A 12,495-nucleotide genomic window follows, 5' to 3' on the forward strand; every position below is an offset into this window, starting at 1 on the left:
ATGACCTTTCCATCTCTTCTGTTTCTAACAAGCCTTGCCTGTTTTAAAAGTCTTAATTGGTGACTTATAGCAGATTGTCCCATATCAAGTACTTTTGAAATATCTGAGACACATAGCTCTCCTTTTCCAAGCGTTAAAAGTATTTTTAATCTAGTAGAATCTGAGAACATTTTATAAAAATCTGCTAAGTCATAAATATCTTCATCAATAGGCAAAGACTCTTTTGCTTTTTTTATTTTATCTATATTATTCATAGAACCTCCGATGAACGTATGAACAATCGTTCATTTATACTGTTATTTTACTATTTATTTTTTTTAATGTCAATACACTTGCATTAATTTTTATTTCTGATAGTTTTTTGTATAAAAAACCTTCTGATTAGTATTTCTTCAAGCTAATCAGAAGGTTATATAAATAAAATTTTTCATAATCTTATATGATCTATTATTTTATCAGCACTATTAAATTCTTCTTTAGATATATCAATCCAATTTGAATATTCATTTCTCCTAAACCAGGTTAATTGTCTCTTAGCATAGCGTCTAGAATTTCTTTTTATAAGCTCTATCATTTCTTCCTTACTATATTGACCTTCTAAATAAGGGATGACTTCCCTATAGCCAATTGCCTTTAAGGACTGGACATTTTTCTCTAGGCCTTCATCTAATAGACCTTGCACTTCTTCTATCAAGCCTTGGTCTATCATTTGATCTACTCTTTTATTTATCCTATCATAAAGTACTTTCCTATCATCAGTTAAAACAAAAAGCCTATAGTCTATATCTTCGTTTAAATTTTTTCTATCATAGTTTATTTTTTTACCAGCCAATTTATAAACTTCAATGATCCTTATCATCTTTTTCATATCATTTAGGTTTATATTTTTATATAGGTCAACATCTATATCTCTTACCTGGTCTAAAAGACTTTCAGGGTATTTTTTATATTGGTCTTCAAGCTCTTTTCTAAGCTTATAGTCAGGCTTTACATTTAAAAAGTCATAGTCATATACTAAAGAGTCAATATAAAGACCTGTCCCTCCTACTACTATTGGGATCATATCTTTTTCGAAGATTTGATCAAATATTTCATAGGCCTGATTTTGAAAATTTTGCACAGAATAATTTTCACAAGGATCCACTATATCAATCATGTGGTGGACTATTCCATCCATTTCTTCTTCTTTGATTTTAGCTGTACCTATATCCATTTTCCTATATATTTGCATGGAATCAGCTGATACAATTTCAGTATTCAATTTTTTTGCAAGTTTGATAGCAAGGTCAGACTTACCTACTGCTGTAGGACCAGCTATTATAATTACTTTTTTCATATCATCTCCTAAAACTATTATAACATTAATTATCCTGTAATATCTTTACAAAGTTTCTTGACCCATCCCCTATCCTTGACCTTTGATATTCAGCAGTCTATAATACATTATATGTTAAAATTTACATAAAAAAGGAAGTTAAATGACAAAAACTAATTTATTCAAAACATATTTAAAATACTTGTTACCAACCTTGGCAACCATGGTATTATTTTCAACCTATACTATGATAGATGGTATCTTTGTTGGCCAAGGGGTTGGTAGTCATGCCCTATCAGCTGTCAATGTCGCCATGCCTTATGTGGCTCTTTTATTTGCTGTATCTATGCTTATATCCATAGGTAGTTCAAATATCATTACCTATTATTTGGGTAGGCAAGATAAGGAAAAAGCTGATGAAGCCTTTACTATAGGCTTATTTTTATCCCTAAGTATTTCTATCATACTTACTTTAGTGTCTTATTTTAATCTAGATTTATTGGTGGATATCTTGGGAGCAACAGATTCTATAAAAGACTTGGTTAAGGATTACCTATCAGTAATTATATTCTTTAGTACATTTTTTATAATGACCTATATCTTTGAAATTATGGTAAAGGCTGATGGTAGTCCCCAGCTTACTATAGTGTTTATGGTAGTTTCAGCCTTGACAAATATAGTCTTAGACTATGTCTTTATCTTTATATATGACTATGGTGTAAAGGGGGCTGCTATCGCAACTGGCATAGCCCAAACCCTACCATGTATTGGGTATATGATTTACTTTAGGTCAAAAAGGGCGAAATTACGATTGACCAAATTTAAGTTAAGATTAGGTAACTTAAAAGAAATATTTATTTATGGAATCCCTGCATCTCTTACAGAATTATCTACAGGCTTTATTATATTGATGTTTAATAACGCCTTAGGAGATAGCTATGGAGAAATAGGATTGACTACATTCTCAGTCTTGGCTTATGTGCTTAGCCTAGTGGTAAATACCATGCTAGCTATAAACCAAAGTGCCCAACCATTGACCTCATACTTTTATGGGGCTAAGGAATATGGTGTAGTAAATAGGTTAAAAAGATATATGCTTGTTACTGTAGCTACAGCCGGTGTATTGATATTTACCTTGATACAAATATTCCCAGGCCAAGTGTTTGGATTATTTTTCAAGAGTGATGATGTAGAATTTATAAAATTTTCTATCCATGCTTTAAGAATATTTAGCTTAGGATTTTTAGTTTTAGGTTTTAATATAGGGATTGGCGGTTATTTAACAGCTATAAAAAGACCAAAATATGAATTTATTATATCCGCCCTCCGAGGCTATATAAGTATAAGCGTATCTATAATCCTTATACCAATCATATTTTCATACCATAGCATATGGTATGCCTTGTTTGCATCAGAATTATTAACTTTATTAGTATCATTATTCTTATTAAATAAAGTAAGAAGATTATCTTAATATAAATGAGTGTTTAAGTTTTTCTTAAACACTCATTTTTGCTTAGTCTATTAATTTTTCATAAAGATTTTCATCAATCTCCCAAATACCTTCATACGGTATTTCTATATAGTATTTACCTACTATATTTTTCTTCGTATAAAGATGTAAGTGTTTTTCTTTATCATCATTTTTGATTACAAATGTGTGGTATTTATCTATATTTACTGGAGTTTCATTTACAGAAGACCCTTTATAATTATCTACATCTTCTAAGATCTTGAAAAATTCTTCTTTATTTTCACTATATTCTTTACCATCTAATGATATTTTTGTATCTGGTCCTTGCATGTCGGCTAATTTTAATTTTACCTTTTTACTTGTACATCCTGTAAGTACTAAAACCATAAGTAGGCCTGTACATATAAGACTAATAATTTTTTTCATAAATTCTCCTATTTATTTAATATATTTATAAACTCATCCCTAGACAAATTATATATTATATTTTGACCATTTTCAGTTGTGTAAGGATTTTCAAGCTTGCTTAGTTCCTTTATAAGGACTTGGCATTGGTCAAGGCTTAAATTGTTTGCTCCTGATGATGCCATGGCTATTGAAGACCTTAAAATCTTGCCCTTCCTATCTTTTTCATATGAACTTATATCATCTAAAAGACTTTTAAAGTTTTCAATATTTGATGGCTGGTCAAAATAATATGGAATTGACCTTATAGCTATTGAAGACTCATCGAAGAGGTCTATATCATAGCCTAAGTCATTGAATAAATTTTTATTTTCCTCAAATATATTTAATTCACTATTTGAAAGATTTACTATAATAGGTTTCAATAAGTCTTGGCTGATATTTTCCTTATTATCCACACTTGACTCATATATAAGTTTTTGCTTGGCCCTATTTATATCAACTATCTTCAACTGATCATTCTTAAAATCTTCTATAAGTATATAACGATTAAAGATAATAGCCTTTATATCTTCATTGTCTAAGTCAAAAGAAATTTGAATATTTTCTTCTTCACCTGTAGCTGTGTTATTATCATAGACTTCAAGGCTTTCATATTCACTAACCATATTTGGCCAAGTGAAATCTGTATGATCCTCAAAATCTCCAAAATCATCAATTTTTTCAGAATCACCTTCAAAAAAGTTTTCAAGCTGTTCATTTTCTTTTCTTTGATAATCTTTTACATCAGCAGGCTCTTTATAAGCATCTAAAACCTGCTTATATCCATCGCCTTGGTTAAGATCATAAAAGGAAATGAGTTTATCTTCTTTTTCTAACTTTTTAATATTTTTCGGAAGATTAGCTTCCATTAAACCATCATAAATATTTTTATAAAGTACATCGGTTAATTCATCCAGGTAGGAGAATTTAATCCTTTGCTTGTTTGGATGAATGTTGACATCTATCAGGCTAGGATCTACCTCTATTTTGATATCATAGAGAGGAAACCTTCCACTAGGTATAAGATTGCTATAAGCTCTTTCTATGCTATCTGCAATATCCTTATTTTCAATATATCGTCCATTTACATATACAAATTGCATGGACCTATTTCCCTTGTAAATCTTATTATTCGAAACAAGGGCATTTACCTTGTAGTGGTTTGATTCAAAGCTTAAATCAATTGAATTTTCTATAAAGTCCTTACCAAACATGGTTTCATAGTTTATATCTCTTGAAGACTTATTTGAAGTCTTGAATACTTCCCTATTATTCCTTATATAGGTAAAAGAAATATGTGGATTTCCTATAGCAAATATATACATAAGCTGGGTTATTTTATTTGCCTCACTTAAGTCAGATGATAAAAACTTTTGTCTGACAGGTATATATTTGAATAAATCAAAAACTTCTATACTTGTACCATTATTCATGGCTATAGATTTATTTTCCACAATCTTGTTGTTGTCAAATTCAACATGACTAGCTAGATCTTCATCTACATTCTTCGTTTTGACTGTGACCTTTGATACAGCAATGATTGAAGCCAAGGCTTCACCACGAAAGCCCATAGAAAAGCTTGAATACAAGTCGTCAAATTCTTTAATCTTAGATGTAGCATGTCTAGTGAAAGCCAATTCTATTTCATCGGATTTTATACCGTGACCATCATCACTTACCCTGATGTATGACTTACCACCATCGATGATTTCTACAGATATATTTTCAGCCCCCGCATCTATTGAGTTTTCTACTAGTTCCTTGACTATAGAAGCTGGTCTTTCTATAACTTCACCAGCAGCTATTTTTTGAATGGTATCATTTGATAGGAGATTAATCATTATAAATATCCTTTGCCTTTTTCATTAAGGATTCAAGTTTTTCTAAGGCTTGAATACCCGTTATGTTGTTTATATCTATATCTTTTAGTTCATGTAAAAGTATTTCTGTTTCCAATGTATTATATTTAGGACTTTCTTCAAAATTCATACTAATTTGTCCATCACTAGCAATCTCTGGCCTTAGGTCTATATTTTCTAAGATATGTTTGGCCCTTGCTATTATTTCACTAGGTAAACCTGCTAATTTAGCTACTTCTATACCATATGACTTATCAGTCTTACCTCTAATAATTTTTCTTAAAAAGATTATATCCCCATCTTTTTCTTCTATTTCTACCTTAAGATTTTCCAGTGATGGGATTTCATCTTCTAGGGATGTTAGCTCGTGGTAGTGGGTAGCAAACAAGGTCTTTGACTTGTTGTGTTTAGTTATATATTCAACTATGGATTTGGCTATTGAATATCCATCATTGGTCCCTGTTCCCCTACCAACTTCATCAAGAATGATAAAGGAATTCTCTCCAGCATTTTTTATAATATTGGACATTTCATTCATCTCAACCATAAAGGTGGAATCACCCTTGGCCAGGTTGTCTGATGCCCCTATCCTAGTGAATATAGCATCTGAAATTGAAATATCTGCGGCCTTAGCGGGCACAAAAGATCCAATCTGACCCATCAATAGTATCAAGGCTAATTGCCTCATATAGGTCGATTTACCGGCCATATTAGGCCCGGTGATTATCTGGAAGGTCTTGTTATTTTTCCCAATTTCGGCATCATTAGCAATAAAGGCATTTGAACCTAAACTTAGTTCAACAACTGGGTGTCTACCCTCAGAAATACTAATATAGTTTTTATTGTTGAATATTGGCCTAGTATAATCGTTATTTAATGCAACCTTAGCAAAGGAATTTAAGGCATCAATTGTTGAAATAGTATCTGTTGTTGCCTTGATACGAGTAGATGCTTCTGATATAGTTTGTCTGATATCATTAAACAATTGATATTCTAAGTCCTCCACTTCTGATTGGCTACCTAAAATCATATCTGACAATTCATTTAGATAAGTTGTAATATATCTTTCACTATTTTTCAAGGTTTGCCTTCTGGTATAGTCTTCAGGTACCTTATCAAGGTAAGAATTTGTAATTTCTATATAATAGCCCACATTTTTATTGTAGGATATTTTTAGTTTTGGTATGCCCGTCTTTTTCTTCTGTTCGACTTCATATTCGACCATTAATTCCTTACCTCTTACAGATGAAGTCCTTAACTGGTCCAATTCTTCACTATAGCCTGCTTTTATAAGCCCACCCTCACTTATCTGTATAGGAGGATTGTCGACTATAGCCTGATCTATGAGGTCATGTAAGTCCTCTAAAGTATCAAAATTGTTAGATAAATTTTCAAATCCTTTGAAGTTTGATTCTTCAAGTAAGGACTTAAATTTAGGTAGATTTTCTATGGAATTTTTTAACAATAATAAATCTCTAGCATTAGCATTCCTATATGAAATCTTAGACAAGAGTCTTTCTATATCATAAATTTGATTCAATATCTCATCAAGATTCCTAGACAGGTCTTGCTTAGTATATAAGAAATCGACAATATCCAACCTACGATTTATATGGTCCTTATCTAGCAGAGGAAATTCTAACCAGGAATTTATCTTCCTAGATCCCATAGGTGTCTCAGCTAAATCAAGCACATGAAACAAGGAGTTTTTCCTTGAATTATCATTTAAGTTTTTATGGATTTCCAAATTTTCTCTAGTAGAAGCATCAAGTTTCATAAAGACCTTAGTATTGATATATTCAATATCATCGATATGTTCTAGCTTATCTTCTCTAAAGGAATAGATGTAGTCTAGTAAAAGACTAATGGAAACCAAGGAAAAATACTTGTCAGCAAAAAAAGTCTTGTTAAAGTTTTTTACTTTTTTATTTATCTTAGTCATATAGGCTTTTAGATCTAAAGAATCCAAGTCTACATAAGTTAGGTAAATGTTTTTTTGACTTATATAGGATTCTAAATTTTTAAATGCTAGCTTTTCAGATAAAACTATTTCCTTGGGATTTATTTTCACTATAAAGTCCAGCAAGTCTCTTTCTATATTGGCTGAATTTAATATTTCTGTAGTCTTAAATTCTCCTGTAGTGATATCTAGGTATGAAATACCATAAGAATGCTTGTCTCCATAAAGTGCAAGTAGAAAGTTGTTATCCTTTTCCTTGCCTTCTAAATCTAACATAGTACCAGGAGAAACAATCTTCACAACATTTCTTTTTACAATTCCCTTGGCTGTAGCTGGGTCTTCAAGCTGTTCTACTATACCAATCTTATATCCCTTTTCTACCAGCCTATTTATATAAGGATTGGAAGAATGGTGTGGAACTCCTGCCATAGGTACTCTTTCATCTAAGCCTGCATCCCTGCCGGTAAGTACTAGTTCTAATTCTTTAGCAGCAATCAAAGCATCATCAAAAAACATTTCGTAAAAGTCTCCCAACCTGTAAAAAAGAATTAGGTCCCTGTATTGGTTTTTGATTTCAATGTATTGCTTCATCATTGGTGTTAATTTTGATTGGTCAATCTTATCTATTAACATCTTCACCTCTAATTATCGTCCCTCTAACTTTTGCATCACTTGTCTTGTTTATAATAACTATTCCAATTATAACTAAAATTAAACCTAGAATAATATATGGATTTAGACTTTCTCCCAATACTAGGGCACTTAAAAAGGTACCAAAGAATGGTATAAATAATCTTAAGAATGCTATTTCAGATGCCTTGTATTCTTGCAGGATGATATACCATAGTGAAAAAGCTACTGATGATATCAAGGCTGCATAAATGATTAAAACTACTGAAAGGAATGTAAAATCCATTACCCTATTGGATAGGATAAATCCGATTACCATAAGTAAAAATCCGCCATATAAAAATTGACCGGCAGAAGAGGCAAATGGAGATATTCCCTTACCATGTTTCTTTACATAAATGGTTGATAAGGCGCCTAATATCGAGTTTATAAGCATAAAGCCTTCACCCTTTATTGTAAAGTTAAAGTCGAATCCCTTGTCGACATTTGTGATTATAATTCCTAATATTCCAAATAAAATAGCTATTAACTTGTATTTTGTAAATTCTTCTCCTAATAAATAATGAGAAAAAATAACTACAAAAAATGTTGAGGATGATGAAATCAAGGCTGACTTCATACCAGATGTATTTCCTGTAGCTACATAGAAAAATAAATAACCAAAGGTAACAACAATAAGTCCAAGTTTCAATAAATATGGAAAATTAGTCTTTAATTGGTGTAAATTTTTCTTATCTAAAAATGACATTATAAATACAACTAATAAACCCGCTAGGAAAAATCTGATACCTGCAACTAGGATCATTTCGCTAGTGTCTCCAGCTTGAATCCCCAGTTCTCTGTAAGTTAATTTAACTGTTGGAAAGGCTGATCCCCATAAAAATGTACAAAAAATGGAAATAATATAAGCCCACTTTTTATCTTTAATTAATTCTCTCAATTTTACCTCCAAATATATAAGATAATTATATCATAGGTATTTTAAAATAAAAAAAGACTCCTATTGAAGGAGTCTTAGTGATTATTCTTCGTCAGATGTGTTTTCTTCATCTTCTAATTTTAATTCTAATAAGTCACCTAAGTTTGATCCGAATGAATCTTGGCTTGGAGCTTCTTCTCTTTGAGGAGCTTTTTTCTTAGGAGCTGGTTTTCTTTCAGCTTTCTTTTCTTCTTGAACTGGTTTTTCAGGTTCAATTAAAGCTCTTCTACTTAGAGAAATTCTCCTTTCTTCTGGATTGATTTCTAAAATCTTAACTTCAATCTTATCGCCAATGTTCAATACGTCTGATGGTTTTTCAACGTGTTCTGGTGATATTTGTGAAACGTGGATTAAACCTTCAACACCTGAAGCTATTCTTACGAATGCACCAAAGTCTAATAGGTTAACTACTTCACCTTCAACAACATCTCCAACTTTGTATTCATTTTCAAACTTTTCAAAAGGTTTTTCTTGTAATTGTTTTAATCCTAATGATACTCTGTTCTTTTCTCTGTTAGCTTTTAGGATCTTAACTTCAACTTCATCACCAACATTTAATACTTCTGATGGTTGGTCGATTCTTTCCCATGAAATATCTGAAATATGAATTAATCCATCAACTCCACCTAAGTCAACAAAAGCACCGAAGTCTACCATACGAACAACCTTACCAGTAACTACTGCTTCTGGTTCTAGTTTTTCCCAAACCTCATCTAGTTTTTCTTCTTGAAGTACACGACTAGATAATACTAATCTCTTCTTCTTTTCATCTAAAGACATAATCTTTGCATCAAGAGTTTGTCCTTCAAATTGTTTAAAGTTTTTTACGAAATAAGTTGTGATTTGTGATGCTGGTATAAAACCGTTAATACCCATAACTTTTACTAAAAGTCCACCTGAGTTTGATCCGTAAACAGATGCTTCAACGATTTCTTCGTTTTCAAATTTTCCAACTAGTTTCTTCCAGTTTTTTAATCCAGCAACTCTTGAAGTTGATAAGGCTACATTACCTTCACCATCATCTAGTTTAATAACATAAACATCGATTTCTTGTCCAACTTCGAATGCATCTAAAGGATTTTCAGCTTCTTCTTCTGACATTTCATCCTTTTTGATAATTCCATCAGCACGGTAGTGAATATCTACATATACTTCATCTTCTTTTACTGCAAGTACTTCACCCTTAACTATATCTTTTGGGTAAATCTTTACCATGCTTTCTTCTACTTGTTCCATAAATTCTTGGTTTGTTAAATTGTCCATTAATTGACTTCCTCCTACTTTTAAAATATGATTTAATCATACTTTTTTATATTGTATAATAAAAACTTGCAAATTGCAACATTTTTCAAGCTTTTATATATATTTTTTCATAAACTTGATCTACTATATTTTTATAGCGTTCTTTTCTTGATTGTCCTTCAACCTTATTTATATCAACTATGTCAGTATAGATGACTTGCATTTTTTTGAATGGCTTGTAATTTCCTTTTATCCTAATTGGTAATATATTGGCATTACCTCTTGCTGCCAACATAGCAATACCATTGTTGAAATTTTCTCTAGATATATCTTCTTTCTTTTTGATTCTTGTGCCTTCTGGAAATATTCCTAAAACTTCTTCATTTTCTAAAACTTCTTCAGCTTTTTTCAAAGCTTCCCTATCAAGTCCGTGCCTGTCAATTGGAAAGGCTCCTATAGACTTATAGAACATAGCCATAAATTTATTTTGGAATAATTCTTTTTTGGCCATAAAATATATTCTCTTATCAAAAGAAGCTATTAGCAATATAGGATCTAACCAGCTCATATGGTTAGCACAAACAATCAATCTTTGATTTCCAATGTCTTTTGGCTTATTTACTTCTTCATATCTGAAAAAGATTTTTAATAGCAATTTTACTATGGGTTTTAATATCTTATATAACATGATTTTGCTCCAGGTATTGCTTCATCAGGTCAATTACCCCATCTTCAGATAAGTCTGTGCTATCTATAAGTATGGCATCATCTGCTTGTTTAAGAGGAGTTATTTCCCTTGTTGAATCAAACTCATCCCTTCTTTTTATATCTGCCAATACAGCTTCAAAGTCTTGGTTGGTTTCTTTACTATCTTGAAGTCTTCTTCTAGCTCTTTCTTCAGCACTTGCTGTTAAAAAAAATTTGATGCTTGCATCTTTCAAAACATGTGATCCTATGTCCCTACCATCAAGGATAATATTCGATTGTTTTGCAATTTTTCTTTGCATTTCAACTAACTTTTCTCGAACCCTTCTATAAGATGAAACTAAAGAAACATTTTTAGTAACTTGCTCGCTACGTATTTCCTTGATGATGTCTTTCCCATCTAAATAAAACTTATTATCTTCAATAGAAAGATTGATATCATCTAATTTAGAATTAATCAATTCTTCATCATTTATATCAATATTGTTAGCTAAAAAATAATATGTATAACTTCTATACATAGCTCCTGTGTCTAAGTAATTGAATCCTATCTCCTCAGACAATCTTTTTGCAATTGTTGATTTACCAGCTCCGGCCGGGCCATCTATGGCTATTGATTTATACATAGCTACTCCTATAAATTTTTCAAATAATTAATCTCTTTATCGGTCATATTTCTGTATTTACCTAAGTCTATACCGTCTAGGGAAATATCACCTATCTTAATCCTATTTAAGTCGACTACCTTATAATTTAAAGAAGCAAACATACGACGTATTTGTCTGTTTTTGCCCTCTTTTATTTTTATTTCAATAGTTTTATCTCCAAGTATGTTTATGATACATGGCTGGGTTATATAGCCCCCTATATCTACACCTTTTTCCAGAACTTCTTTGTGTCTTGATAAAAATCTTTTATCTATTCTAACTAAATATGTTTTAAATAATTCTGATCTTGGATGAATCACCTTGTTATAGATATTTCCATCATTAGTAATCATGATCAATCCCCTAGAATCCTTATCTAGTCTTCCTATGGAAAAAAGCTTAGTGTCTATATCTATTAGGTCAAAAATAATCTTATCATCAAATTTTTTACTATTGGTGCAAGCATATCCCACAGGCTTATTTAATAGGAAATAGTATTTATCGTCTAGAGGTTTTATAATCTGACCCTTATACTTTACTACATCCTTGTCTAAGTCAACTTTAGCCCCTGGAGTATCAATTATTTCATCATTTATAGTTATAAAACCCTGCTGGACTAGTTCATCAGCCTTTCTCCTAGATGCTACACCAGACTTAGAAATAAACTTATTAATTCTCATCATAGTCATATTCTAAATCCAAATCTAACTTGTCTAGGTTATCAATGCTTGGTAATTCTGCAAGACTTGACAAGTCAAAGGCCCTTAAAAATTCATTAGTTGTGGCATAAAGGATTGGCTTACCAATGGTATCGGCCTTGCCCACTTCTTTTATGAGGTTTTTAGCCTTTAAGGTATCAATAGAGGAATAAGACTTCACCCCTCTTATATTGTCAATCTCAACCCTTGTTACTGGTTGTTTATAGGCTATGATAGCCAAAACTTCCATGGATGAATTGCTAATTTTTTTATTACTTTGCTTGATCAATTTTGCCAAGTATTCCTGGTGTTCTTTCCTTGTCGACATTTGAAAATGATCATCTCTTTCATTGATTACAATACCACGTCTGTAGTGGTCAAACTCATCTTGAAGTTCTTTCAAAATGCTGCGGGTAGTTCTCTTGTCTTGGTCAATGATTTTCATTAGCTCATCAATATGTAAGGGCTCTGACCAAGCAAATAAAATGGCCTCAACTATTGATTTAAGTTCCCTATTTGTCATTGGTCACCTCCTCATC

Annotated in this window: 12 protein-coding genes; 1 reads left to right on the plus strand and 11 read right to left on the minus strand. The window is 31.5% G+C overall.

From position 1 onward, the window contains the following. Both Q0U66_RS04155 and miaA read right to left on the minus strand, forming a co-directional pair. Positions 1 to 254: metalloregulator ArsR/SmtB family transcription factor (locus tag Q0U66_RS04155; protein ID WP_297377754.1), on the minus strand; the 254-nt coding region annotated here is incomplete at its 3' end. 173 nt (positions 255 to 427) lie between these two features. After that, positions 428 to 1,336 carry a tRNA (adenosine(37)-N6)-dimethylallyltransferase MiaA gene (miaA, locus tag Q0U66_RS04160; RefSeq protein ID WP_297377756.1) on the minus strand — a complete coding sequence of 303 codons (909 nt, stop codon included), beginning with the start codon at positions 1,334 to 1,336 and terminating at the stop codon, positions 428 to 430. 142 nt (positions 1,337 to 1,478) lie between these two features. On the opposite strand from miaA, the gene Q0U66_RS04165 reads away from it, so the two are divergent. After that, complete coding sequence (locus Q0U66_RS04165; protein ID WP_297377757.1) at positions 1,479 to 2,789, plus strand: MATE family efflux transporter; 1,311 nt, start codon at positions 1,479 to 1,481, stop codon at positions 2,787 to 2,789. A gap of 42 nt (positions 2,790 to 2,831) precedes the next feature. Here the strand turns inward: Q0U66_RS04165 and Q0U66_RS04170 are convergent, their stop codons facing one another. From Q0U66_RS04170 to scpB, 9 genes are all read right to left on the minus strand, one after another. Next, on the minus strand, positions 2,832 to 3,215 hold the full coding sequence (locus Q0U66_RS04170; RefSeq protein WP_297377759.1) for a DUF5301 domain-containing protein: 384 nt from the start codon (positions 3,213 to 3,215) through the stop codon (positions 2,832 to 2,834). Between the two features lie 8 nt (positions 3,216 to 3,223). Beyond that, positions 3,224 to 5,077, minus strand: coding sequence for a DNA mismatch repair endonuclease MutL (gene mutL / locus Q0U66_RS04175; protein ID WP_297377761.1), 1,854 nt, complete (start codon positions 5,075 to 5,077; stop codon positions 3,224 to 3,226). Continuing rightward, positions 5,070 to 7,688 (minus strand): DNA mismatch repair protein MutS, encoded by a 2,619-nt coding sequence (mutS, locus tag Q0U66_RS04180; protein ID WP_297377763.1) that lies wholly within the window; start codon positions 7,686 to 7,688, stop codon positions 5,070 to 5,072. The genes mutL and mutS overlap by 8 nt, the downstream gene beginning before the upstream one ends. Then, positions 7,675 to 8,625, minus strand: coding sequence for a DMT family transporter (locus Q0U66_RS04185; protein WP_297377765.1), 951 nt, complete (start codon positions 8,623 to 8,625; stop codon positions 7,675 to 7,677). Before Q0U66_RS04185 ends, mutS begins: the two co-directional genes overlap by 14 nt. An 81-nt stretch (positions 8,626 to 8,706) precedes the next feature. Then, on the minus strand, positions 8,707 to 9,927 hold the full coding sequence (gene rpsA, locus Q0U66_RS04190) for a 30S ribosomal protein S1 (protein WP_297377767.1): 1,221 nt from the start codon (positions 9,925 to 9,927) through the stop codon (positions 8,707 to 8,709). A gap of 85 nt (positions 9,928 to 10,012) precedes the next feature. Beyond that, complete coding sequence (locus tag Q0U66_RS04195) at positions 10,013 to 10,594, minus strand: 1-acyl-sn-glycerol-3-phosphate acyltransferase (RefSeq protein ID WP_297377769.1); 582 nt, start codon at positions 10,592 to 10,594, stop codon at positions 10,013 to 10,015. Continuing rightward, positions 10,584 to 11,237, minus strand: a complete 654-nt coding sequence (cmk, locus tag Q0U66_RS04200; protein WP_297377771.1) for a (d)CMP kinase — start codon at positions 11,235 to 11,237, stop codon at positions 10,584 to 10,586. Before cmk ends, Q0U66_RS04195 begins: the two co-directional genes overlap by 11 nt. A gap of 8 nt (positions 11,238 to 11,245) precedes the next feature. Continuing rightward, the gene (locus Q0U66_RS04205; RefSeq protein WP_297377773.1) at positions 11,246 to 11,938 is read right to left on the minus strand and encodes a pseudouridine synthase; all 693 of its coding nucleotides are present in this window, start codon (positions 11,936 to 11,938) and stop codon (positions 11,246 to 11,248) included. Continuing rightward, on the minus strand, positions 11,928 to 12,479 hold the full coding sequence (gene scpB, locus Q0U66_RS04210) for an SMC-Scp complex subunit ScpB (protein WP_297377776.1): 552 nt from the start codon (positions 12,477 to 12,479) through the stop codon (positions 11,928 to 11,930). Before scpB ends, Q0U66_RS04205 begins: the two co-directional genes overlap by 11 nt. Positions 12,480 to 12,495 lie beyond the last annotated feature (16 nt).

It is taken from the genome of uncultured Helcococcus sp., assembly GCF_946998255.1.
Classification (GTDB): Bacteria; Bacillota; Clostridia; order Tissierellales; family Peptoniphilaceae; genus Helcococcus.

Excerpts from the sequence above, each read along its gene's own strand:
- miaA (WP_297377756.1), bottom strand. The coding sequence starts at position 1,336 with ATGAAAAAAGTAATTATAATAGCTGGTCCTACAGCAGTAGGTAAGTCT.
- Q0U66_RS04165 (WP_297377757.1), top strand. The coding sequence starts at position 1,479 with ATGACAAAAACTAATTTATTCAAAACATATTTAAAATACTTGTTACCA.
- Q0U66_RS04170 (WP_297377759.1), bottom strand. The coding sequence starts at position 3,215 with ATGAAAAAAATTATTAGTCTTATATGTACAGGCCTACTTATGGTTTTA.
- mutL (WP_297377761.1), bottom strand. The coding sequence starts at position 5,077 with ATGATTAATCTCCTATCAAATGATACCATTCAAAAAATAGCTGCTGGT.
- mutS (WP_297377763.1), bottom strand. The coding sequence starts at position 7,688 with ATGTTAATAGATAAGATTGACCAATCAAAATTAACACCAATGATGAAG.
- rpsA (WP_297377767.1), bottom strand. The coding sequence starts at position 9,927 with ATGGACAATTTAACAAACCAAGAATTTATGGAACAAGTAGAAGAAAGC.
- Q0U66_RS04195 (WP_297377769.1), bottom strand. The coding sequence starts at position 10,594 with ATGTTATATAAGATATTAAAACCCATAGTAAAATTGCTATTAAAAATC.
- cmk (WP_297377771.1), bottom strand. The coding sequence starts at position 11,237 with ATGTATAAATCAATAGCCATAGATGGCCCGGCCGGAGCTGGTAAATCA.
- Q0U66_RS04205 (WP_297377773.1), bottom strand. The coding sequence starts at position 11,938 with ATGAGAATTAATAAGTTTATTTCTAAGTCTGGTGTAGCATCTAGGAGA.
- scpB (WP_297377776.1), bottom strand. The coding sequence starts at position 12,479 with ATGACAAATAGGGAACTTAAATCAATAGTTGAGGCCATTTTATTTGCT.